We start from the raw sequence: 23,771 nt of genomic DNA on the forward strand, positions 1-23,771 counted from the left end.
TCATCGAGATGGACATCCTAGCCAGATGGTTGCTCGGCATCGGCGCCATGGTCGCCGTTATCGCATTGTTCATCGCTGTCTACCTCACGGATCGGCGCGCGGAGGAACGCTATGGTCGCGCCATCGAGCAGCACGGCGCTTCGGACTCGAACACGGCGGACCTGTCTTAACGAAGCGCTCAGAGCCCAACGTATCCCGGTACCCGCAGGCAACCACCCGACTCACCCTGCCGCCGGCCGATCAACGTGATCAAACCTTGCCATGCTGAAACTTCTCGTACCGGTTAACGGCTCCCGCCACGCACTGGATGCCGTGCGCCACGCCGCCTTCCTCTGCCAAGATCGCTGCGCGTCGGACATCGTGCTGCTGAACGTGCAGGCGCCACTCGAAGGCGGTCGCGCCAGCGCTTACCACTCACTGGAGGCGCTGCGCCAGCTCGAAGAACAGGACGGAGAAGCCGCGCTTCGACAAGCGCGCGCCATCCTGGACGATGCCGGGGGCGCGTTACGTGGCGCAGATCCGAGTCGGCCGCGTGGCCGAAACGATCGCCCAGAGCGCTGCGGCCAATCAATGCGACATGATCGTGATGGGTTCAGCAGCGCGTACCCCCCTGGGCTCTTTGATCAGAGCCAGGCTGTCAAATCGGCTGATGCGCTTATCGCGCATCCCGGTGATGTTGGTGCGCTGAATGCAGATATCTAGCCCTATGGCCGTTGTATGCGCGATACGCGAAGAAATTTCTTGTCCAATTTGGTCGGAGTTGCTAACCTGCGCGCCGTCACAACTACGGATTAATTTCCATGGACAGTTGTTCTAGTCGATCTTCGATCGCACATTGAACGGCTAGACAGTCTCGGCGTGCCGCGTGCGCACCTCACCACTGCCTAGCCGCATTGCACGGCGGGCAGTGGCACTTGTGTGGGTTCTCTACGCAAGTCTCTTCCCCAATTCGATTGTTTTACCGACACGGCCATGTGGCTGCGTGCGCGCTTGCGTGCGTGGTTTCCTGGGAGGGCCGTGGTCGGCTCGTGCCTACGTTCGTCATAGAAGCGAACGGGGGAGGTCTCATGTTGTTTCTTTCGATGCTGCAATACGCTTGGGTCGCAGTACGTCCGCTGGTTCTGGCACGCGCCGCAGCGCTTGGCCGTCCAGCGTTGTTGGCTGTGATCACGCTGCTGTCGGTTTGTGCGCAGGCTGCCCGCGCGGAAGAGGCCCCGGTTGCCGATGCACCGCTGATCGCCAGTGGTGAATTGGGCGATCGCTTTGGATTCCATGGCCAATCGACGTGGGTCTGGCAAGCCAAGCCGGCATTCAACGCGCCGTACAGCGGCGACAACAGCCTGACACCGGGCCGCGCCACCAGCTATTCCTTCAGCACCACGCTGGATTTGGGCATGCGGCTGTGGAAGGGCGGGGAGTTCCACTTCAACCCGGAAGTGGTGATGGGCAAGGCTTTCTCCGATCTGCATGGTTTGGGCGGCCCAACCAACGGGGAGTTGGCCAAGGTCACTGGCACCGACCCGACGCTGTATCGCGCCCGTGTTTTCATGCGTCAGACCTGGGGACTGGGCGGCGATACGGAAAAGGTCGACGCCGACTTCAACCAGTTCGCCGATGTGGTCGACAAGCGCCGCGTGGTACTGACCGTGGGCAACCTGCCAGTGCTCGATGTGTTCGATGCCGTGGAACATGCGCATGACCCGCGCACACAGTTTCTGAACTGGTCATTCATGACGCATCCATCTTTCGACTATCCCGCCGATGCGCGCGGCTACAGCTGGGGCGTGGCGCTGGAATATATCGACAGCGAACTCGGCTGGGCTGTCCGCGCAGGCCGTTTCCTGCAACCGGTGGAGTCCAATGGTTTGCCGCTCGACACGCGCTTTCTCAAGCACTATGGCGACATGCTCGAGCTGGAAAAGAGCTACACGCTGTTCGGCCAGGAGGGCAAGGTGCGCCTGCTGGGTTGGCGCAACTTAGCGCGCATGGGCCGCTTTGATGATGCGATTGCGCTCGGGCAGGCCACCGGTGCCGCGCCAGACCTGAGCCAGGTGCGGCGCGAGCACGCCAAGGTGGGCGTGGGCCTGTCGTTCGAGCAGAAAGTGGGCGAAAACCTGGGCCTGTTCACCCGCCTGAACTGGTCGGATGACAAGACTGAGACCTATGCTTTTACCGAGGCGGGCCGCAACGTGTCGTTCGGCGGTCTGCTCAAGGGCACGTCCTGGCGGCGGCCGAATGATGTGCTGGGAGCGGCCTTTTCGCTCAACATGCTGGGCCCGGATCATCGTGCCTATCTGGCGGCGGGCGGCAGCGGCGCCTTCCTGGGTGACGGCGCGCTGAACTATGGCCACGAGCGCATACTCGAAGTGTTCTACAGCTTTCAACCGGTCAAGGGCATCACGCTCAGCCCCGATTTTCAGTTGATCCAGAACCCCGGTTACAACCGGGACCGCGGGCCTGCCAAGTTCTTTGGCATTCGTGCCCACGCGGAGTTCTAACGCCTACGGAGGACCCATATGGACAGTCCGAGTCGACCTTATCCGACATCCACATCTGTTTCCCACTAGGCGAGTCTGCCGCACGGTTTTCCCTGCTGTTGACTTGCCGCCTAGGCAAGGCAGCGGTGTCTGCATCGCTCCTTGATTGTTTGAATCTGCCGCTAGGGTAAGACGACCCCTGTGCGGCGATTGCCGCATGCCGCGCATCTGTTGCACCCATGTGGCGAGGAGTTGCCATGCGCAAATTCAACATTCCCGCCCGCCGTTTCTCGGCCATCGCGCTGCCGTTCAGCTCGCCGTTCGTGCAGGCCCGCGCCGGTGCGCCCGAGCGTGCCAACGCCGTGCCCGCCACCGCCAATCGGCGTGCGGATGACGGCGGTCAACCGCTCTCCGGCCACGGCTACGCCGCTGCCGCTATCCGACTGTCGCGCACCTACTGGTAACCGGCGGGTAGCCCCACCACCCAATAACAAATCGGAGGTCGCTATGACCCAACTGACTCCGGGCATTGACACACCAATCCGTCATGCCGCTCTTGATAGCGCCCATGTGGGCGACATCCGCGGTGCGCTGGGCACCATCGCCCACCACGATACCGGCGCACGCGATAGCTGGCGCGCGCGCCTGCGCACGTTGCTCGCCATTCTCGGGCCCGGCCTGATCGTCATGGTCGGCGACAACGATGCTGGCGCGTTCGGTACGTACACGCAGGCCGGGCAGAACTACGGCACCACGCTGCTGTGGACGCTATTGCTGCTCATTCCCGTGCTCTACGTGAACCAGGAGATGGTGCTGCGCCTGGGCGCCGTCACGCGCGTCGGCCATGCGCGGCTGATCTTTGCGCGCTTCGGCAAGTTCTGGGGCACCTTCTCCGTCATCGATCTGTTCCTGGTGAACGCGCTGACACTGGTGACGGAGTTCATCGGCATCAGCCTCGCGCTGGAATATCTCGGCATCCCGCGCCACTGGGGCGTGTGTGCGGCGGCCGCGCTGGTGATGCTGGCGGCGTCCACCGGCGACTTCCGCCGCTTCGAGCGCTTCGCGCTGATATTGGTGGCGGGCAGCCTCACGCTCATACCCATCTTTGTGATGGTGCATCCGCCGATGGGGCAGGTGGCGCGCGATTTCTTCGTGCCTGCGCTTCCGGCCGGTGTACCGCTGGCCGAGGTGATGCTGCTGATCATCGCCATCGTAGGGACGACGGTGGCGCCGTGGCAATTGTTCTTCCAGCAGAGCTACGTGATCGACAAGCGCATCACGGCGCGCTTCATCCGCTATGAGCGTGCGGACCTCTGGCTTGGCATCGTGCTGGTGATTGCCGGTGCCGTGGCGATGATCGCCTTCAGCGCGCAGGCCTTCCACGGTACGCCAGAGGTTGGCAACTACACCGATGCACTGGGCACGGCGAAAGGGTTGGAAGCGCACTCGGGCCGCTGGGCCGGTGTGCTGTTTGCGATCGCGCTGTTGGACGCCAGCATTATCGGCGCATGCGCGGTGTCGCTGTCCACGGCCTATGCGATCGGCGATGTGTTCGCTGTACGGCATTCGCTGCATCGCAAGCCGACGGAGGCCAAGGGTTTCTATGCGATCTACTTCGGGCTGACGCTGCTGGCCGCAGGGTTGGTGCTGACGCCGGGTGTGCCGCTCGGGCTGCTGACCAACGCGGTGCAATCACTGGCCGGCGTGCTGCTGCCGAGCGCCACGGTGTTTCTGCTGCTGTTGTGCAATGACAAGGCCGTGCTGGGCCCATGGACGAACGGACGCGCCATGAACATCTTCACCGGCGGGGTGGTGGCGGTGCTGGTGATGCTCTCCGTCATCCTGACGGCGGCGGTGCTGTTTCCAGGCATCGGCGAGTTCGAAATCGGCGCGATCCTGATCGGCGGTTCGCTCATCGCCATCGTCATGTCGCTGGTGCTGTGGCACATCGAGCGGCGCAGTCATCGACCCCAGCATCCACTGCGCGTGAGCGTGCTGGATCGCGACCACTGGACCATGCCGCCGCTGGAACAGCTCACGCCAGCACGTTGGACACCGCTCAAGCGCACGTGGATGTTTGTGCTACGTGGCTATCTTGTGGTGGCGGCTGGATTGGTTTTGGTGCGGATTGCCGGGTTGTTGACCGGTTAATGCTAGGCCAGCAGCCATTAGTTGCTTTTGCTCGCTTCTGACGTGCGCGCGGCCGTCGTGAGCTAGCCTGCACAGGGTGGAAGCCTGTCTACGGGATCGACGTGGGTCATGACATTGAGTACGTCACGTCGTTCCAAGACGCGTCGCCTGGCTTCGAGCGCGATGTCGTGACCGACTTTCACGGTTGCGGTGCTTTCGATCTCCAAGTGCGCGTCCACCAGGATCATGTCGCCCATCTTGCGTGTCCGAACGTCGTGAACGCCAAGCACGCCTGGCGTGCCGAGCATTACTTGCTGAATTTCGGTCGCTGTCTGTTCATCGACGGCTCTGTCCATGAGATCGTGCAGAGCATTCGAGCCAAACTGCCACCCCATTCTGGATACCATCAGCCCCACAATGAGTGCGGCCACCGGGTCGAGCAGGTGGAATCCAAGCAAATTGCCAATGATGCCGAGTGCGACCACCAACGAGGAGGCTGCGTCGGAGCGAGCATGCCAGGCGTTCGCTATCAGCATGCTGGAGCGCACGCGCTCGGCGATAGCCAGCATGTACCGGAACAACAGCTCTTTGCTTACCAGTGCGCCAAGTGCAACCCACAAACCAATCAACTTCACATGTGAAATTGATTCCGGATGCTCCAGCTTGGTGACCGAGCTCCAAAGCATTCCGATGCCTACGGCAAGTAGCAGCAAGCCCAAAACCAGGGATGCCGCTGTCTCGAACCGAAGGTGACCATAGTGATGTTCTGCGTCCGGTTCCTTCTGGCTATGGTGTCCGGCAAAGAGAACGACGAAATCCGAAACCAGGTCGGAAAGCGAGTGAATCGCGTCGGCTATCAACGCTTGTGAATGGGCAAGAACGCCAGCAACCAGTTGCGCGGCTGTTAGGGCCAAATTTACACCCACGCTCACGAGAGTGCTGCGTTTCGCCGCGCGCTTCATGGCGGGCGTCTCGCTGTCGACATCGATCTCGGTCGGCTGTTGCATGGTCTTGTTCGTCTGATGGTCGAGGACAGATCACCTTGCGGGCGAGTGCCTGAATTTGTCCAAGATCATAGGGGGAGAGCTAGCCGTTTGGGAAATAACCGGGAGCCGCAGAAAAGAATCCGCATGAGAGGCGTTCGCATTCGCTGTTGCATTGGTTAGCACAATTGCAATACCGGGATCCGTGATCCAGCAAAGAGGCGCTTTCAGCCTTAAGCCGCATCAGATTGCCTCGAGACCAGAAAGCGTTTTCGTCCCCCACAAGTACTTCATGCCAGATGCCATTGGCGCGGGGCGAATCTAAGTCCCTACCCCCATCGTGAACATGCGCATCAAGACTATCCACTAGTGAGCCAGGATCGGCTTGCCGAACAGCGACGGCAGGAAATCATCAAGGAAGAACAACACCTGAATATTTGCGCCGACACCTCGCGTCGATCCGTGCGTTGCAGGAAGCACCATTTCCGCGGCAACCTGCCACGTATCCTTGACATAGGCGACCCCTGGGTTGACGGTGCCGCGCGTGCGTTGCCCCCGTGGCGAGTCGAAAGCGAACTCAATCAAGGGAATCCATTGGTGCAGGGGTTCGTCCTTGGGCAGCACGCCTGGTACAAATCGATCCGTCAAATAGAGCGTGCTGTACTCCAGCGCGAATCCCCAGTGCACCGTGGTGACATTGGCTGTCCTTACAGTGTTGAACTGCCGCGTCGTCGGGTCATAGCTCAAGTTGTCCGACGTCTTGCTGGTCGGCACGGCCACGCTGACGCCCGCTGTGATGCCGAATGGCCGCAGCCAAGACCATGCGTCAGGCAAGGCGCCGAACCCCTGGCCTATATAAAGGCTGGGGGCGATGGTCGCTGAAGTGTTGGCGCCGAGCCGTTTGGCCCCGGTATGGGGCAGTCCATAGATTAGCGAACCGGCAACAAGCGTTTCGTTCAGGTCATCTTCGTAGAGCCTGGACTTGAGTACCACGTCGGAACCGGTTGCGCCGGGCTGTCGCGTGTTGCCCCAGTCGCGCCGGATGACGCCCGTGTCAAAACCGATCGAGACCTCGGGTGTCAGCAGCCTCGCGAACGAGATCGTTGCACCGCGATCCGTGACGTTTCCGCTGTCATCAGGGTGTTTTACAGCGCCCGCGGTGATCGAGAGTTCGTCAGCAACGGCTGGGTCATCGAAATTGAGTGTGCCCGGAAAGAAGCGGTTGCCCGCGATCCCGTGCGCATGCGATGGGCCGGAGACGCCGCACGCAGCAAGGGCGAGCGCTGCTGCGCAAATGCGAACAAATGCGGATGGGCGGTACATGGTCGAGAGAATCTGCGGTCAGCCCGCGAATGTTTTTGTTGTGGTCGGGCAGATGCGGCACACCTGGCAGGGTGCCGCGCCCCATGTTTGGGGATGCGGAGGAAATGTCCGAGTCGGCCGTTAGGCTAGTTGCCTGGCAACGCGTGAACCTCCACCGTGATATGCGAGAGTGCCTGAAGTCGCCGCAACCGTTGGTGATAAAACTGCGGCCCGCGATGCGCTTGGCCTGTGCTCACCGAGACCACCGCGCCCAGGTGGCCAGGGCCGATGCGCCACACGTGCAGGTCGAGCAGCGTGTCGCCATCGGACTCCAGCGCCGTCTTGATGCGCCTGCCGATATGTTTGTCTGGGGTCATGTCGACCAGGATGCCGCCCGTGTCGCGCATCAATCCGTACGCCCAGTTGGCGATGACCAACGCACCGACGACGCCTGCAAGGGGGTCCATCCACAGCCAGCCGAAAGCTCTTGCTAACAACAGCCCAACAATGGCTAGCACAGAGACGGCGGCGTCGGCCAGAACGTGCACATAAGCTGCGCGCATGTTGTGGTCGCGATGGTGTGCCCCGTGTCCGTCGGCGTGGTCGTGGTCATGCTCTTCGAAATCCACGCTGTATTCCTGACCACCGATGCCGAGCACCGCAGTGAAGGCATGTGGCTCCGGAATCTCTGTGGTGGATTCCAGATAGTTTGCCTTGCGGACCAGCAGGAATTCCTGGCGGCTTCCGTCCGGCCGGAACGTGGTCACCGTCGCCACATCGCCGGGCAGCGGAGCAGTTTCTCCAGCCAGGCGGAACACTGGCGGTACGCCTTCTTCAAAGATCGACAGTGCGAACACGCCCGCGGGCGCGTCGATGTGCTGCACTTCCTTGCCATGCGGATGCGTGTCGCCAAGTCCGGCTGCGTCGTGATCGTGTCCGTGGGCGTGACCATGGTGATGACTGTGGCCATGGCTGTGACCACCGTGGTCGCCACCGCTCAGCAGCCAGGCGCTGGCGATATTCACCAGCAAACCGACGATCGCAATCGGGATCGCCTCACTAAAGTGGATGGGCACCGGCGAGAGGAACCGCACCACCGCTTCGTAGCCGATCAACAGCGCGATCATCGCCAGGATGATGGCGCTGGTGAAGCCGGCCAGATCACCAAGCTTGCCCGTCCCGAACACGAAGCGCGGGTCGTTCGCATGACGTCGCGCATAGGTGTAGGCCAGTGCCGCGATCAGCATGGCGCCTGCGTGCGTCGACATATGCAACCCATCGGCCACCAGTGCCAGCGAGCCAAACATGCTTCCGCCGATGATCTCGGCGGCCATCATGAGCGTGCAGAGCACGATCACGGCCCAGGTTTTGCGCTCGTTCTTTTCGTGTCCCACGCCCAGGAACACGTGGTCATGGCTGGCGCCGAACGGCGTGTCGTAGAGATTGCTCATGGGCGGCTCACTTGAAATAGCTATGCACGACCTCGATCAGCTGCTCCTTGGCGCTGCCGTCGGCGTGCTCATGTTCTTCATCCACCTCGGTCAGGTGGGTGCGGATGTGGTCTTCCAGCACGATGGCCAGCAGGCCATTCATGGCGCCGCGGCAACTCGTGATCTGCTGCAGTACGGGAGCGCACCCTTGCTCCTCCTCCAGTGCGCGCTCGATGGCATCGAGCTGGCCGCGAATCCGGCGAACGCGGTTGAGTAGCTTCTGCTTCTCGCGGATGGTGTGGCTCATCCCATTGCCTCATCAAAATATACTGTAGGGGGGTATACTACACGAAGATTCAAGTTGCCGTGATGGCCAAGCGACTCGCGTTCATTGCCTGCGAGGACAACAGTCGCTTGCTTGCCCTGAATCTGAAGACCAAGCAGCTCACTGCATGCCTCGATGTCGGAGGGGCGCCTGATGTGTGGGCTACGACCTTGATTTCGGGCAGCTCTATGCGGCCGGTGAATCGGGCATGCTGTCGATCTTCCATGTCACCGCGTCAGGAATGACCAAGATCGGTGAAAGCTTCGTGGAGCCGATTGCGCACAGCTTGGCGATCGACGCAGCCACACGTGAAATTTGCTTTCGGTTGAAGGACATCGACCGCCACCCCATGATGCGTGTCATGCGACTTGGCGCCTGACACCCATGAACGCTCGACAGCAGGGACGTCGGCTCAACCAACTATCGCTATGTCCATTCGTACCGCTAGCCCTGCTTTGGCCGCAGCGCTGTTATTCGGCGCGAGCACACCCCTGGCCAAAACCCTGACTGGCGCGATTTCGCCCATCTTGCTGGCAGGGCTGCTCTACCTGGGAAGTGGCCTTGGCCTGGCAGGAGTGTTGTTGGCTCGGCGGCTGAAGCGGAAACCCGCTGAGACGGCGCAGCCCGGACCGGCAATTCCCCGCTGCGAGATTCCTTGGCTGCTCGGCGCCATCCTGGCTGGCGGAGTAGCGGGACCGGCCCTATTGATGACGGGATTGACGCAAACCGGGGCCGCCTCCACATCGCTGCTGCTCAACGTCGAAGGCGTCTTCACGGCGTTGATCGCGTGGCTCGTGTTCAAGGAAAACGCCGACCGCCAGGTCGTGCTGGGGATGATTGCCATCGTTGCTGGCGGCGTGTTGCTGTCGTGGCAGCCGGACGCTGCGAGCTTGTCGTCAAGCGCATTGCTGATTGTGGCAGCCTGTGCCTGTTGGGCGATCGATAACAACCTGACGCGCAACGTCTCCTCCAACGATGCGGTACTGATCGCGTGCGTCAAAGGCCTGGTGGCGGGCACCTGCAATACCGGTTTCGCGCTGGCCGCTGGCAATGCATTGCCTTCTGCGCTACCGCTTGCGTCGGCGATGGTGGTTGGTTTCGGTGGGTATGGCGTCAGCCTGGCGCTGTTCGTGGTCGCCTTGCGGCATCTGGGGACTGCCCGGACGGGGGCATATTTCTCCGTTGCGCCATTATTCGGCGTGGTGATTTCCTTTCTGATCTGGCCGGAAATCCCTGGGGTGTTGTTCTGGCTGGCAGCTGCGTTGATGGCGCTTGGCGTGTGGCTACACCTGCGTGAGCGGCATGAACATGAACACGTGCACGAGCCGATGGAGCATGCGCACAGGCACCGACATGACGAGCACCACCAGCATGAGCACGATTTTCCGTGGGACGGCAAGGAGCCGCACGTGCATGTGCATCGGCACGAGCCGTTGGTCCACAAGCATCCGCATTACCCGGATATTCACCACCGTCACACACACTAGGCCACGATGTCGAACGTTGATCGCTACCTCAAAGCTGCCACCCGCGACAACACGCGGCGCAGCTACCAGTCGGCCGTTCGCCATTTCGAGGTGGAATGGGGTGGGTTCCTACCCGCAAGCGCTGACAGCGTCGCGCGTTACCTGGCCGATCACGCCCAGACACTTTCCATCAACACATTGCGCCAGCGCCTGGCCGCGCTCGCTCAGTGGCACCTTGCCCAAGGCTTCCCTGATCCGACGCGCGCGCCCCATGTGCGCAAGGTGCTCAAGGGCATTCAGGCGCTGCACCCTGCGCAGGAGCGGCGGGCCAAACCGCTGCAATTGACCCAGCTCGAGCAGTTGGCGGCCTGGTTAGATCAACAGATCGAGGCAGCTACTGGAGACACTCGTACGCTCCAGGTCCACACGCGCGACAAAGCATTGGTGTTGATTGGCTTCTGGCGTGGTTTCCGCTCGGACGAACTGAGCCGGTTGCAGGTCGAGCACATCACCGTCGAGCCCGGTCGCGGCATGACGATCTTCCTGCCCCGGTCCAAAACGGACCGCAATCACGTGGGCACGACCTACAGGGCGCCGGCCTTGTCACGGCTGTGTCCAGTGGCAGCGTATGAGGCATGGCTGGCTGCATCAGGCCTGGCGGAGGGAGCCGTGTTTCGCCGGATTGATCGATGGGGCCGAATGGCGGAGCACGGATTGCAAGCAAGCAGCGTCGTGCCCTTGTTGCGGGCTCTATTTGAGGCGGCCGGATTGCCGCAAGCGGATCACTACAGCAGTCATTCCCTGCGGCGTGGCTTTGCCACCTGGGCCAATGGAAACCAGTGGGATCTAAAGATGCTGATGGAGTATGTCGGCTGGAAGGATGTCCGCTCGGCAATGCGCTACATTGATACGGCTGACCCGTTTGCGCAACGCCGTATCGAGACAGCCCTGCTCAGTTGAGCAGCCCGTTTGCTCAGGGACGTATCGCAGTCCACGAATAGCGCGCAATCATCCAATTCACGAGGCGCCAGGTGGCACGTGGGCGAACGGAAAAACTGACGCCATTCTTGTCGAGACACCACGCGGGGCAAAACGCCTCTTCCTCCGGGCACTCACTCCAGCCAATATCCACGACTCTTTTACATGATGCCACCTGCTTGAGGACAAGGCAAAACAAGCCCAGTACTTCAAGCTCAGCGAGGATTCGGTTTGCCTGGATACTCTCGGGAACCCAGCAACTACGCAGAACCAAGTGTGCAGAATCAACTTTCTCAATATCAATGTCGGTCCTCCTTTTTGGGTCCGTCATGCGATACAGGGGATTCACGCCGTATAGATACGCGGTCTTGCAGTACGCTGCCGCAGTAGCACAGGCAGGTACCTGCATGCGCAAGCCACTTTGAAGGCCGTCCAGATGAGACGCCACTCGTACAATATCCGCCTCTCGATCGCTACAGAGCCCCCTTAGCTTCCTCAATATTGCCAGGATGGTTGCGGAAGCCGCGATAAATATCTTCTTGCCAGAGGAACCCTCTTCACGCGCCAGGTGGAAGTTGGATACCCTTCCGGCACTCCATCCTGGCAGCGTCGCCCCCGTCCATAACGCGTGGCGAAGCACTCTGCGGCGAAGCCGTGAATCTAGATCCTCCAGTTCCACGCTAACAGAATCGGTCGGTCGTGCAAGGCGAAACCGTGACTTGTGCTCATTGCCCAAGTCCAATAGACGCCGGCGCTCGACGATCATCAGCTCAACCAGCCGAATCTCGACGTCCCGTCGAGCATCTGCAACAGTTCGGAGCAGCAAATGGCCACATCGTGAGCAAGCAAAGGGATCACGAGCCACCGACCACCATGTCGGCTTGAATGCATATCCGCAAAGCGTGCAGATCCCTTGCAAGGGCACGTCATGCAAAGGGCATTTCTCGACCGCCACGTGCTGAAATAGCGTCGCGTGGTACCCGTGCGCGATACAACGCGGACAGTACCGTAGGTTCCGACGCGCCAACGTCCCGCAATCCCCCACTCTGAAGATATCCTGTCCGGCCAAATAGGAGAATGCGGATCGCTCAACGCCTAACGTATTGATGAGTCCACGATAAAGGTCAGCACGCTCGCCATGGATGAACGGGGGCCTGAAAATCTGTCGCCCCGGTGGCAATACGCCGAGAAACTGAGGCAACTCGCACTGCGTTGGACTGTGGTCGAGACAGACCCTCGACCACTTGCCGTACAGAGACTCTTCAGTACCGTCCATGAAGAGCGGTGTCGCCGCCACCCTGCGATGCTGATGGACAATAGATTTCATGGCGCCTCCTCCGGTTGAATCGAATCATCCGTGCAGGTGGCCTCCGCATAGTATGCAATCACGCCCAAAAAGCCTGCGTCCCCCAGACAGCGGAGCATCAACGTAGGAGATGCCTCCCGCGCATCCAGCCGGCCTTCTGCCACCCGGTACAGAAATGCCAGAACCGTGGAGCGCAGATACTGCATTGGCACGTAGATGTCCTCCATAAGGTTGTGCTTGCTCTTAGCTATCGCCAGTGCATCCCTCAGAACTGGAGCCATATCTGCTAAGCGCCACCCTTCCGCGTAAGCGACTGGCAAATGAAGTGCAGAGGCACATGGCCCTTCCGGCGAGATGGGCCGATCTAGTTCGGCCAACACCGCCTCAAACTCCGAAATTGCGACGGCTTTGAAACGATGTTGATGAACGTGGAAGCGTCCCGTAATCTGGTGGCGTTTGCTTTCGCTCCAGTATTTGTTGAGCGTCTCAAGCTCTGGCTGACCGACAAGGAGAAAAAATGGTCGGAGTTGTCGATGAACGAGTTCGTTAAAGCAATGGATCAAATATCCATAGTGCTGTTGGGCGAGTACTTGTGCTTCATCGATGATCACCACGACACGTCTCGCGCACACAGAGTCCGCTAGTTGCTCGATATGGTCGTAGAGCCTGCCACGCAAGACAGCGACATCTCGATGTGATATAGCACGGCATTTCGACTGCTGCATGCGCTCCTGCGTGAACTCTCGTTCGCCAACAGATTCGTTCACCGGCATGGACCAGTTCAGGGTCGCCACGGGGTAGCCGATGGCGGAATGTAAGACCTCGGCGAGGTATGTACAGGCAGAGCTCTTCCCTATCCGCTGTTTGCCAAAGACGACGCCTCCCGGCGTATCAAGGCGCACCCATTTCGCGACGATGCGGACCATCCTGTCGATCGCCGGGGTCCACACGATCGCATTTGCCAATACATCGGGCTCAGCAATGTCGGGCGCAGCTTCGGACGTTGTGGGATCCATGTCTATTCCCTCGGCAAGACGATGCGACGCGGAATGGGCCTTGCTGAAAAACCGTCCTGTGCTTCAGGCTCGTCCATGCTGGGCGACGACCCGAGTCGCCGCGGCATCGTCCCAGAGGGCTGGGCGTTGACTTGCAATAGCGCCACGCTCTCGCCAGCCTCCAAGCAGTCAATCGATCTATCAATTTCCACTCGCCAATTGGCAACTCCGTACGCCTTCAAATACTCGAGCAGGTACGCGAGTTCCAACCCCGCTTTGCGGTCGTGGGGCGCTCGCTCTCTTAGACACGCGAGAAGGCAAGCGACCGGCTCGTCATCGGCTCGCGGGCCGAGCGCTCCTTTGCGTTTGAGTCGAGCGTGAAGCTTGCGGATACGTACGTCATGAGGAAACCTCGCCCACTTCCCGGTCACGTCAAGCGTGTCGAATTCTCTGCCATCGCCGTCAAACAACAGTACCGTGCGCAAATCTCTGAAATCTGCTCGGACCCACATCTGTTTATCTTTAAGTCCGATCTGACGCTTCAAGAGATCACTGGTGTAGCGCTCATACAGATAGTTGATGTACGGAAGCCTCCCGTTACGGAGATCCACTTTGACCGGCGCTGGACTTGGCTTGCCGAACCAGTGGGGGCGCCGCTTGTCGGCAGGTAGGTGAATTGGGGTCAGCGCCCCGCTTGCCAGACTGCGTTTGAGTCGCTCAAGCGGCGCGATGTAGCCCGCCGCAGCTGCCGGCAGTGCGTTCGCATTTGCGCAGTAGCAATCGAGTGCGCTGGCGAGCCGGTGAACTGGCACACGGTCTTTGATGCCGACCGCAGCCGATTTTCGCAAGGGGTCCTCCGGCCCAGTTCCCGTAGTCCCTGGCAATTGGTGGATCAGCCGTCGCGCTTGCACAGAGAAGTCCGCTTCGATGTGTGGGCGCTCCTGCGGCGTTCCCGGTCGCCCCAATTTGGCCTTTGCGCCCCAAAGATCCTTGATGAGATAGTTCACGTGGTCAGCAAGATGTGCCAACGCATTGTCGAGATAGATTATTGTCGGTACCGCAAAGCGCAATGCAGGAATCACTGCAGCGGGATATCCCGCACCGTCCCCGAGCAAACCGGAGGCGGTAGCATCGGCGCCGAACGTGACACCGTTGATGGCATCCCAAAGCAAAATGGCAACATCTTCGGCTGAGGCCTGCGGTGCGAGAACAAGGCGATTGGCGAGCTTAGCGCCGGTGGCAACGTCAAGCGCACGAATAACGAACGCCCGCCGCAACTCGATTTGCTCCCAGTCCCCATTTGCGTTTGGAATTTCGTAGATCGCCTCAAGGTCAATCGTGTTTTCGTCGATCTCCCATGCCTCGTAAGGCGCGGGTAATCGTTTTGCCTGCCCGTCTCCCTTCTGATAGTCGAGCGATTGTGCCGCACTCGGTCCGTATTCACGCTCCACCCAACGTGTTCCGTGGCGAACAGCAAAAACGTCCTTGATCCATTTGCGCAGCGCCTGCGCTCCTCTCGCTTCTGTCGTAAACGGGTATTCCGTGCCCGGAATGCCCTGTTCTTTACTGATGCGCAAAAACGCGTTGTGTATGTCGCGAAAAGCCAGCCGGTTGGGCTGCGGGTGGTCTCTCGCCGTTTTCAGCCCCTTCAACTCTTTGATCAGTTGCTCCTCGATTTCCGGATGCTCTCGAAGCAGCTTGTTGAACGCACCTTGGAATCCAGCACGCAGATCGCTGTGATATCCAATAGCCTTGACGCGTCGGAGTGGCTGGGTTCGAGTCCCCCTTACACAAGCCCTCAATCCCCAGATACGTCCGTCGGGTGCTGGTTGCAGGCAACGGTTGAAAATCCGCAAAAATCGCGACCGGGACAATCCAGTCGCCTCCTCTACGGACGTTAGTGGCTGATTCTGTAGGTACAGATCAATGCCCTTGCATAGCCGCTGATAGCGACGGCGAGCTACTAAGTCCTTTAGCAATCGATCGTCAATGGCAGGCCACAATTCGAGTGACCGGTAGCACTCCGGAAGACGTCGCCGCCCTGATTCATTTGCGGAGTATGAGGGTGCTCTGGCCATAGCGAACTTCCTCCAGGAGGATTTTGAGCAAACCGGCTGCGTGCAGTCGGATAAGAACGGCATCGACAAGCGTGTCCGGTATTTCCGGATGAATGAGACCTCGAATTTCGCCACGCGTAGTGGCGGAAGCGGACAGCAGAAACGTCGCGATAGTTTGGCTGACCGCTATGGCGCGATCGTCGGCATGAATTGCCGCACATTGACGTAGGCGATCGAGGTTCGAGAGAAGAACCGGCTGTCTCCGAATCTGTTCACGCGTTCGGACGGACCAGGTGAACCCATACGCAGACGCCACATATGCGAGCGAGCGAGTTCGGGCTCGACTCGTCGGCGTATCGCAAGCGTTCACGATCTGAATTTCAATGCAATTGCGCTCGATCAGCAGGTCCGGGGACACGCTGAACCGATGGCCTTGGTATAGGCATGTCAAGCGTTCGCTATGTGGTAAGAGGCGCCGAACGTATGGTTCTGCCCAGTGCAGCAACCAGTTCTCAAAGTGCAACTCTGTGGCGAACGCCACGTGCGTGTGCCGCAGTGGATCGATGCAGCGCAGCACGCCACCGTGAAAACCGATATAGCGTCGGTGCAACCCGCCGTGCCGGTGTTCTCGACTGGACCACATGACGTCCTCCTGGACAAACGATCCTCCGCACGTCTGCGACAACGAGACGCGCGCAGCAACTGTGGAGTGCGGCGAGATGCAGCCTCTTTCGAGAGCGATGCACGGAGCCCACCGCCATTCGCAGGGATAGGCGAAGCGACCTTGGGGTCTTCTAGGGAGATGTACAGGCGCACGCCGGCCCGCCAGCTTGACAGTTGGCGAGAAGACGCAGAGACTTTGGAAACGTCAGCGAGCCAAGTTGACGAGGACCGCAGTCTAAGACGCCCCAGTGTTCGCGCACTGGGGCGTTCCCTTTTCTTTCCCTCTCTTCCTCTTCAACCAGGCGGCATGTTTTCCTCCTTTTCGGGTCGGGAATTGGCGGCAGCGACGTCCAGCGTCGCTATCCACTGAGCCACCTCGCAGGTCTTGGCGAATCGTCCTCTTCTCTTCTCTATGGTGAAGGTGCTTACCGGCACGGTTCCAAGCCGGACCGCTTTTCGAAAGGCCTGAGCGGATACATACCCTAGCGCTCGCCAGAGGCTTCTTCCATGCATAAGAGGTCCGTGCTGCCCGAGTAGATATGATTCAAGGCGCACGTCAACGGGTCTGGCCGGATTGGACATGGACAAGAACCGATCGAAATCGAAAGAAACGCAAAACAACGGATAACGCATCCTCACGATGGTTGCGCGGCAGCGGCCTCGCAAGGCATATTCGACGGCAGAAAATCGCCCTAAACGACTGCCAACGAACGATGTACGCGTTTTCTCCAGTGCAATGCGATCCGCCGCCTGGGTGTTACGTTGAACTCACACGTTTTCCATTGCATGGCATTCAATGCGCCCCGCGTGGAAATCGGCATTTGAGGCACTACCAGAGTCGGCTCGTGTATGACATCGCCTGCGAAACGCTCGGCGTCTGGACTCCGTATGCCGTTGAGAAACAGCTCATGGGGAATGCATTTGTACCTAGTGAGCGCAGCCGGTGGTGGGAAAAACTTCGCTACGGCCGGCTAGACTTGCCGCGGGCGCTCGCACGCGGGGATCCTGCGTCGAAAGCGTGGCTAGAGCGGCTAGCGAGAAGGACAAACGACGCGTCACGGGTCCTTTCCATGCCACTTTGGGCGCTGTCAACGATTGGGGGCGTAACAGTCGAGGCGGTAGTTTCATGGCGAGGGCCGGTAAGTGCCATGGGCGTCCCCATCCCCGAGTTTCCGGCTCATACGAAGCAAAGTGCCAGGCGGTACGTCGATCAGTTGTTCGAACCGATCGGCTCGCCGGGCACGACATGGGCGGGACTCAACGTTGCGCTGTTTTGCCTACGGCTCGCGCAAGCTCGCGGAGACCTTGCGAGCTATGCACTCACCTATGAGGCAATCGCATCAGAGAGGTGGCGCTGCTGCATGATGTGCGCAGGCCCTGCTGCAGACCAGTGCTGGCGCCAGTTGGCAATGTTCTATGGGGAGTGGTTCTCGACGCTCTGCCTTCGCCTCTCGACCGAAGCGGAGTTAATGGAGGCGCAGGAGGATTTGCGCGCCCATGGGCTATTGAGCGAACTCACCGCTATCTCGCGAGCTGAGGACCTTCGATACGAGCTCGTCGATCGCTTGACCGCCGGGCAGTGTCTGCCGCCCACGACAGAAGAGTCAGTTTTAATCGCGGCGCACTACGTAGTGTGAATCGTGCCCTGACCGTTGCACAGGATGGTTTAGCTGACGATTGGCTATCGCATCAAGTGACTGGTCAGATCGTCGCTGCAATTCCTTTCATCGGTCGGCAGTTCGCTAGCTTTCCTTCCATTGGATAAAACGTCGCTGCAACTGCTACCAGCATGGCGGTAAGCAAAAACAGCGCACGCTTTCCATTCTCACCGAACAATCAAGGACTTGGCGCGAGGGGAATGTGGCCGAATTTGCTTCCGTCGGACATCGCTACCGACGCACAGGCTCCCCCCGCATATCAGCCGACCCGCCCGAACCTGCTGCTGCACCGGTTCCCGGCAACCCATCGCTGCCCCCGGAGCCTCGCGATCCTGCAGCCGTGGCGGCGCCATCGGAGGTAGACGCTTTGGGCGCGGATGCAGGCTGTGCACCGGGACGCCGAGGCACATTCCTGGTCGCCTTCCGTTGGACCGCGGCTCGTCCATCCGGCGACGTCGGATGCGTCTGGGCTGGCTGGGCGAACGACAAGCCGCTTCCCAGTCCGAACAGAAACAGCAGTCCTGCTGCCGCGTTCATCTGCACTGTCCTCACGCGTTCCATGCTGAGCCTCCGTCGTCTTCCGTGTTGTAAAGCAGCGGACATGCCACCGGCTTCGGCCCGCAGTCACGATTCTTGCTGCCCGGCTTGCTCTTCTGCGCGCTTTTGCGCTGCGGCTCCACCGCGAAGCCCCAAGACACGGAGTGTCCTATGCACGACGACTTCAAGCCGGCCCGACGCCGTTTGCTCAAGGCCCTGGGGATCACGCTGCCTGCCTCGACAACCGTATTTGCCGTGGCGCAAAGCCCGCCGGCGCGCACATCGGCGCCCCCGCCTGGAATGACGACCGCGCCGCATCCGATGGCCGCCGCAGGCGCAAGCGCACCCGAACCCGTCAGTCTTTTCTTCAATGCCGATGAAAAAGCGGCCGTCGATGCGATCGTTGCACGGCTGATTCCGGCAGACGAACTCGGGCCCGGTGCAAAAGAGGCTGGCGTCACGGTGTTTCTGGATCGACAACTGGCGGGCAGTTTCGGCAGCGGCGCGAACTTTTATCGCCATGGCCCCTTCCAGCAAGGCACACCGGAACAGGGCTATCAGCTGGCGCTGACACCGGCGGAATGCTACCGCCTCGGGCTGGCGGCATTGGACCGCGTCTGTGCAAGCCGCTATGGCGGAAAGCGATTCGCCCAGCTCGATGCAGCAACGCAGGACGCGGTGCTCAGCGAGGCTGAAGCCGGCAAGCTTGAGATGGACGCCGTGCCGAGCGCGGTGTTCTTCCAGATGCTGTTGGACGGCGCTGTCGAGGGCTATTTCTCCGACCCGCTCTACGGCGGCAATCGCGACATGGTGGGCTGGAAGCTCGTCGGTTTTCCCGGTGCGATGGCCAGTTTTGCCAATGACATCGAGCGCCACAACCAGCCCTACACGCGCGCGCCTGTTTCGATTGCCACGGCACACGCGCACGACATGGCGACAGCGCCACCGCGCTCGGAAGCCCAACCGATTGCCTTCGTCGCGCTTGCAAGTAACGAGGTATGCCGCAGCCGCACGGGCACTGATCACGGAGGCGGCGAATGAAGACATTGCCCCCCGTGGATGCCGTCATCATTGGCGGCGGCTGGACCGGCGCCATCATCGGCAAGGAGTTGGCGGCCCATGGCTCGCGTGTGGTGGTGATGGAGCGTGGGCAGCCCCGCTGGCCGTCGCCCGATTTTCAGGCGCCGGCAATCCACGACGAACTGAAATACACGCGCCGGCATGCGCTGCACCAGGACACCTCGACCGAGACCTTTACCTTCCGCAACCGCAGTGACCAGGTGGCCTTGCCGATGCGCCGCTGGCAGTTCGCCTATCCGGCCACGCATTTGGGCGGCGCCGGCAACCACTGGTCCGGCGCCTATTACCGATTCGACCCAACCGATCTCAAGCTGCGCAGCCACTATCGCCAGCGCTATGGCGACCGCATCTTCGACGCCAACCTCACCGCCCAGGACTGGCCCCTCACCTACGACGAGCTGGAACCGTACTACGACCGCTTCGACTACCTGATCGGCGCGTCGGGCTTTGCCGGCAACCTGAAGGGGCAGTTGCAGCCGGGCGGCAACCCCTTCGAGCCGTGGCGCTCGCGGCCGTATCCGAATCCGCCGATGAAGGTGCCGTTTGCATCGGCATTGTTCGGCACGGCTGCGGCATCAATGGGATACCACCCTTACATCCAGCCCTCCGCGCTGTGCACGCGCCCGTACGTGAACACCGAGGGGCTGCCGATGAATGCATGCGTGTATTGCGGCTTTTGCTCCAACTTCGGCTGCGAGCATTTTGCGAAGGCGTCCCCGCAAATCTGTGTCCTGCCGGCCGCGCTCAAGCTCAACACGTTTGAGTTGCGCACGAACGCCCACGTCCTGAAGGTCGAGCTGGACGAAGCGCGCAAGCATGCGCGCGGCGTGACCTATGTCGACGCGAGCGGCCAGCAGTTCTTCCAGCCCGCAGAGATGGTGGTGCTGTGCGCGTTCAGCGTTCAGAACGTGCGGCTGCTGCTCCTGTCCGGCATCGGCAAGCCTTACGACGCTGCCACGGGTCAAGGCGTGGTGGGCCGCAATTACACGCACCAGACAACGTCCGGCGTGAACCTGTTCTTCGACGAAAAGACGTGGCTCAACCCCTTCATGGGCGCCGGTGCCGCGGCGGTAACGATCGACGACTTCAGCGCCGACAACTTCGACCACGGGCCGCATGGCTTCGTGGGCGGCGGCTACATCCAGATCCAGGTGGTGAGCGGCGCGCCCATCGGATACCACCCGACCCCGCACGGCACCCCGCAGTGGGGCAGTGCCTGGAAGCGCGCCGTGAAGCGCTACTACAACCATTCCGCGTCGATCACGATCACGGGCTCGGCCATGCCGACGCGCGGCGGCTATCTCGACCTGGACCCGACGTACCGCGACGTCTACGGCCTGCCGCTGCTGCGCATCACCTACGACTTTCCCGACAACGACATCCGCATGTCGGCCTTCCTCACCGACCGTGGGAACGCAATCGGCAAGGCCATGCAGGGTGTGGTGGCAACCGAGCCTGGCCCACGCAAGCGGCCATACACGGCGACAAGCTATCAGTCGACGCACCTCACCGGAGGCGCCGCGATCGGCGACGATCCGGCGACCAGTGTCGTCAACCGCTTCGGGCAATGTTGGGATGTGCCGAACGTGTTCGTGACCGGGGCCAGCCTCTTCCCGCAAAACTCGAATTACAACCCCACCGGTACCGTCGGTGCCACCGCGTACTGGATCGCCGACGCCATCAACGCGCGCTATCTGAAATCCCCGGGGAAGGGGCTGGTATGACCGAAGACCACCCGCCCCCGCGCCGCCTGCCGGTCGTTTTATGGGTGCTGCCGTTGCTCGGCATTGCGCTGCCGATCGGCGCGGTCTTCTATGACGTGTTGTCGGATCGGGGCATCCCGTCATTCCGCAGACCAAGTCACGCGGAAGACCGTACGAAACCGCCAGGCAACGTGGCGGAAACCGGCACGGCGGTCAGGCGCGCCACCGATTTCATCCCCAAGCCGACAGCGTGGTCCGCCCTGCTGGCAAAGGCGCCGCAAGAGGACACCGCGCGTGGGCGCGTCCTTGTCACACAGGGTAGTGGCGCCGTGCCGCCCGCATGCGCGACCTGCCATGGGGCGAAGTCGGTGGCGCCGCAACCGTTTCCTTCGCTGGAGGGATTGCCGGCCGAGTACATCGTCAAGCAGTTGCTCGACTACCGCAGTGGTGCGCGGCAATCGTCCGTCATGCAACCGGTCGCGCGCGAGTTGTCGGACAGCGATATCACGGCAGTCGCGCGGTACTACGCGACGCAAGCACGGCCGGCCACCGCAGCGTTGCCCACGGATGGCGCCGCCGCGAGCTTGCATTGGTCGGGGGACAACGCGCGTGCCCTGCCCGCCTGCGCAGACTGCCACGGCGCCTCCGGACGCGGCGGCGGCCCCCTCTTGCCGCCGCTGACGGGGCAACCCAAAGTCATGGTCGCTGCGCAGCTCAATGCGTTTCGCTCCGGCACGCGCGCCAACGACGACGACGGCGTCATGCGTGCGTTTGCCCGTCGCCTGACCGCTGCCGAGATCGAAGGCCTCGACAACTTCTATGCCGCAGCCTCCGCCCCGCAGGGCGGGGTCCGTAAGCCAGCGCAGTAGAAATCGACCTGCCACATCCCGGTGAGATGGGAGGGAACCGCTACTTGTCCCAAGGCGGGGCGTTTCCGTGGTACAACCGGCGCCAGCGTCTCATTCACTTCCTGCATTCAGATTGGCATCGGCGCACTTGCGACCCGATCCATCCGCCTCGCCACCGAGGCGCAACGCAACATCCATTTAGAGAAAACCGTGTTCACTTGCATCAACCAGAGCTGCGGCACGCAGTGGCAGCTTTCCGACGTCGTCATCAAAGACGAGGGCCAGGGGCCGCTGTTCCGCTGTGCGCTATGCGGCGCACGCAACTATCTCAAACGCGTCGAGACCAAAGACGGGCGGGTCATCTACAAGCAAATCGAAGGCAAGCCGCTCAAGTGATCCAACGCAACGACATGACCATCGAACCGACCGCCGCGCCTTTCAGCACCCTGGCGCTTCCCCCTGCCGTGCTCGCCAACCTTGCGCAGCTTGGCTACACCGACATGACGCCGATCCAGGCCGCAAGCCTGCCGATCGCTCTTGCGGGCCACGACCTGATCGCACAGGCAAAAACCGGCAGCGGCAAAACCGCAGCGTTTGCGCTGGCCCTGCTTGCACGGCTCGACGCGCGCAGCTTCGACGTGCAGGCGATGGTGCTGTGCCCTACGCGCGAGCTGGCCGACCAGGTCGCGCAGGAGATCCGCCGCCTGGCGCGTGCCGAAGAAAACGTGAAGGTGCTGACGCTGTGCGGCGGCACACCGATGCGCCCGCAGGCGGCAAGCCTGGAGCACGGCGCGCACGTCATCGTCGGCACGCCGGGTCGCATCATGGACCATCTGGAGCGTGGCAATCTCGCGCTCGGTGCACTGAAAACGCTCGTGCTGGACGAAGCCGACCGCATGCTCGACATGGGTTTCTTCGATGACATTGCGACGGTCGTGCGCCAATGCCCGCCCGACCGGCAAACGCTGCTGTTCTCGGCAACGTATCCGGAAGGCATTGCGAAGCTGAGCCAGCGGATTCTGCGCAACCCGAAAGAAGTGAAGCTTGAAGAGCGCCACGACGACAGCAAGATTCGCCAGCGCTTTTACGAGGTGACCGACAGCCAGCGGCTGCATGCGGTCGGGCTGCTGCTCAAGCACTATCGGCCGGTCAGCACGCTCGCGTTCTGCAATACGAAACAGCAATGCCGCGACCTGCTCGACGTGTTGCGCGCGCAGGGCATTCACGCGCTTGCGCTGCATGGCGAGCTCGAGCAGCGCGAACGCGACCAGGTATTGATCCAGTTTGCGAACCGCAGTTGCTCGGTGCTGGTTGCGACCGACGTTGCCGCGCGCGGGCTCGATATCGCCCAGCTTGAAGCGGTGATCAACGTTGACGTGACGCCCGATCCCGAAGTCCATGTGCACCGGATTGGCCGCACAGGCCGCGCCGATGAGAACGGCTGGGCGCTGAGCCTCGCCAGCATGGACGAGATGGGGCGCGTCGGCAATATCGAAGAGGCGATGGGCCGCGAGGTCGAATGGCACAAGCTCGACGCGCTTGATACCGGCAACGATGCACCGCTGCTGCCGCCCATGGAAACGCTGCAGATTCTGGGCGGGCGCAAGGAGAAGATCCGCCCCGGCGATGTGCTCGGCGCCTTGACCGGCGATGCCGGCTTTCGCGGCGACCAGATCGGCAAGATCAACGTGACGGAATTCTCGACCTACGTCGCGGTCGAGCGAGGCATCGCACGCGACGCGCTGCGCAAGCTCAACGCCGGCACGGTGAAGGGCAAGAAGGTCAGGGTCCGGCTGATGGAGGAGTGACGCCCTGCCCTGCGCCGCGTGCGGT

General features: G+C 61.3%; 21 protein-coding genes. 14 read left to right on the plus strand and 7 right to left on the minus strand.

Annotated features, from left to right (window positions below):
• Nucleotides 1-8 precede the first annotated feature (8 nt).
• From R2676_RS17150 to R2676_RS17170, 5 genes are all read left to right on the plus strand, one after another.
• The gene (locus tag R2676_RS17150; protein WP_004632828.1) at nucleotides 9-170 is read left to right on the plus strand and encodes a hypothetical protein; all 162 of its coding nucleotides are present in this window, start codon (nucleotides 9-11) and stop codon (nucleotides 168-170) included.
• A gap of 91 nt (nucleotides 171-261) precedes the next feature.
• Nucleotides 262-702 (plus strand): universal stress protein, encoded by a 441-nt coding sequence (locus R2676_RS26250; protein ID WP_004632827.1) that lies wholly within the window; start codon nucleotides 262-264, stop codon nucleotides 700-702.
• 365 nt (nucleotides 703-1,067) lie between these two features.
• The gene (locus R2676_RS17160; RefSeq protein ID WP_004632826.1) at nucleotides 1,068-2,498 is read left to right on the plus strand and encodes a carbohydrate porin; all 1,431 of its coding nucleotides are present in this window, start codon (nucleotides 1,068-1,070) and stop codon (nucleotides 2,496-2,498) included.
• A gap of 236 nt (nucleotides 2,499-2,734) precedes the next feature.
• The gene (locus tag R2676_RS17165) at nucleotides 2,735-2,941 is read left to right on the plus strand and encodes a hypothetical protein (RefSeq protein ID WP_004632825.1); all 207 of its coding nucleotides are present in this window, start codon (nucleotides 2,735-2,737) and stop codon (nucleotides 2,939-2,941) included.
• A 43-nt stretch (nucleotides 2,942-2,984) separates the two neighbouring features.
• Entirely contained in the window at nucleotides 2,985-4,628 is a 1,644-nt protein-coding gene (locus R2676_RS17170) for an NRAMP family divalent metal transporter (protein WP_004632824.1), read from the plus strand.
• Between the two features lie 62 nt (nucleotides 4,629-4,690).
• Here the strand turns inward: R2676_RS17170 and R2676_RS17175 are convergent, their stop codons facing one another.
• The 4 genes from R2676_RS17175 to R2676_RS17190 all read right to left on the minus strand — a co-directional run bounded on the left by R2676_RS17175 (nucleotide 4,691) and on the right by R2676_RS17190 (nucleotide 8,629).
• Entirely contained in the window at nucleotides 4,691-5,614 is a 924-nt protein-coding gene (locus R2676_RS17175) for a cation diffusion facilitator family transporter (RefSeq protein ID WP_004632823.1), read from the minus strand.
• Between the two features lie 342 nt (nucleotides 5,615-5,956).
• Nucleotides 5,957-6,913 (minus strand): hypothetical protein, encoded by a 957-nt coding sequence (locus tag R2676_RS17180; protein ID WP_004632820.1) that lies wholly within the window; start codon nucleotides 6,911-6,913, stop codon nucleotides 5,957-5,959.
• A gap of 125 nt (nucleotides 6,914-7,038) precedes the next feature.
• Nucleotides 7,039-8,343 (minus strand): CDF family Co(II)/Ni(II) efflux transporter DmeF, encoded by a 1,305-nt coding sequence (dmeF, locus tag R2676_RS17185; protein WP_316857489.1) that lies wholly within the window; start codon nucleotides 8,341-8,343, stop codon nucleotides 7,039-7,041.
• A gap of 7 nt (nucleotides 8,344-8,350) precedes the next feature.
• The gene (locus R2676_RS17190; protein ID WP_316857490.1) at nucleotides 8,351-8,629 is read right to left on the minus strand and encodes a metal/formaldehyde-sensitive transcriptional repressor; all 279 of its coding nucleotides are present in this window, start codon (nucleotides 8,627-8,629) and stop codon (nucleotides 8,351-8,353) included.
• 175 nt (nucleotides 8,630-8,804) lie between these two features.
• On the opposite strand from R2676_RS17190, the gene R2676_RS17195 reads away from it, so the two are divergent.
• From R2676_RS17195 to R2676_RS17205, 3 genes are read left to right on the plus strand one after another with little or no spacing between them, the layout of a single operon-like run.
• Nucleotides 8,805-9,026 carry a hypothetical protein gene (locus R2676_RS17195; protein ID WP_316887267.1) on the plus strand — a complete coding sequence of 74 codons (222 nt, stop codon included), beginning with the start codon at nucleotides 8,805-8,807 and terminating at the stop codon, nucleotides 9,024-9,026.
• Between the two features lie 49 nt (nucleotides 9,027-9,075).
• On the plus strand, nucleotides 9,076-10,134 hold the full coding sequence (locus R2676_RS17200) for a DMT family transporter (RefSeq protein WP_316857492.1): 1,059 nt from the start codon (nucleotides 9,076-9,078) through the stop codon (nucleotides 10,132-10,134).
• Nucleotides 10,135-10,140: 6 nt separating this feature from the next.
• On the plus strand, nucleotides 10,141-11,073 hold the full coding sequence (locus R2676_RS17205) for a site-specific integrase (RefSeq protein ID WP_316857493.1): 933 nt from the start codon (nucleotides 10,141-10,143) through the stop codon (nucleotides 11,071-11,073).
• A gap of 1,341 nt (nucleotides 11,074-12,414) precedes the next feature.
• Here the strand turns inward: R2676_RS17205 and R2676_RS17210 are convergent.
• The 3 genes from R2676_RS17210 to R2676_RS17220 all read right to left on the minus strand — a co-directional run bounded on the left by R2676_RS17210 (nucleotide 12,415) and on the right by R2676_RS17220 (nucleotide 16,092).
• Nucleotides 12,415-13,413: an ATP-binding protein gene (locus tag R2676_RS17210; RefSeq protein WP_206274426.1), complete on the minus strand. Its 999-nt coding sequence runs from the start codon at nucleotides 13,411-13,413 to the stop codon at nucleotides 12,415-12,417.
• A 2-nt stretch (nucleotides 13,414-13,415) separates the two neighbouring features.
• On the minus strand, nucleotides 13,416-15,266 hold the full coding sequence (locus R2676_RS17215; RefSeq protein WP_206274427.1) for a hypothetical protein: 1,851 nt from the start codon (nucleotides 15,264-15,266) through the stop codon (nucleotides 13,416-13,418).
• Nucleotides 15,267-15,438: 172 nt separating this feature from the next.
• Nucleotides 15,439-16,092, minus strand: coding sequence for a hypothetical protein (locus tag R2676_RS17220; protein WP_206274428.1), 654 nt, complete (start codon nucleotides 16,090-16,092; stop codon nucleotides 15,439-15,441).
• Between the two features lie 1,168 nt (nucleotides 16,093-17,260).
• Between R2676_RS17220 and R2676_RS17225 the strand changes: the two genes are divergently transcribed.
• From R2676_RS17225 to dbpA, 6 genes are all read left to right on the plus strand, one after another.
• Complete coding sequence (locus R2676_RS17225; protein ID WP_206274429.1) at nucleotides 17,261-17,749, plus strand: hypothetical protein; 489 nt, start codon at nucleotides 17,261-17,263, stop codon at nucleotides 17,747-17,749.
• Nucleotides 17,750-18,403: 654 nt separating this feature from the next.
• Nucleotides 18,404-19,348: a gluconate 2-dehydrogenase subunit 3 family protein gene (locus R2676_RS17230; RefSeq protein ID WP_316857497.1), complete on the plus strand. Its 945-nt coding sequence runs from the start codon at nucleotides 18,404-18,406 to the stop codon at nucleotides 19,346-19,348.
• Nucleotides 19,345-21,111 (plus strand): GMC family oxidoreductase, encoded by a 1,767-nt coding sequence (locus R2676_RS17235; RefSeq protein WP_206274432.1) that lies wholly within the window; start codon nucleotides 19,345-19,347, stop codon nucleotides 21,109-21,111. The genes R2676_RS17230 and R2676_RS17235 overlap by 4 nt, the downstream gene beginning before the upstream one ends.
• The gene (locus R2676_RS17240) at nucleotides 21,108-21,959 is read left to right on the plus strand and encodes a c-type cytochrome (RefSeq protein WP_206274433.1); all 852 of its coding nucleotides are present in this window, start codon (nucleotides 21,108-21,110) and stop codon (nucleotides 21,957-21,959) included. Before R2676_RS17235 ends, R2676_RS17240 begins: the two co-directional genes overlap by 4 nt.
• 189 nt (nucleotides 21,960-22,148) lie before the next feature.
• Nucleotides 22,149-22,334 carry a hypothetical protein gene (locus R2676_RS17245; protein WP_009241699.1) on the plus strand — a complete coding sequence of 62 codons (186 nt, stop codon included), beginning with the start codon at nucleotides 22,149-22,151 and terminating at the stop codon, nucleotides 22,332-22,334.
• 14 nt (nucleotides 22,335-22,348) lie between these two features.
• Nucleotides 22,349-23,746 carry an ATP-dependent RNA helicase DbpA gene (dbpA, locus tag R2676_RS17250; protein WP_206274508.1) on the plus strand — a complete coding sequence of 466 codons (1,398 nt, stop codon included), beginning with the start codon at nucleotides 22,349-22,351 and terminating at the stop codon, nucleotides 23,744-23,746.
• The last annotated feature ends 25 nt before the right edge of the window (nucleotides 23,747-23,771 follow it).

It is taken from the genome of Ralstonia flatus (assembly GCF_958439105.1).
Classification (GTDB): Bacteria; Pseudomonadota; Gammaproteobacteria; order Burkholderiales; family Burkholderiaceae; genus Ralstonia; species Ralstonia flatus.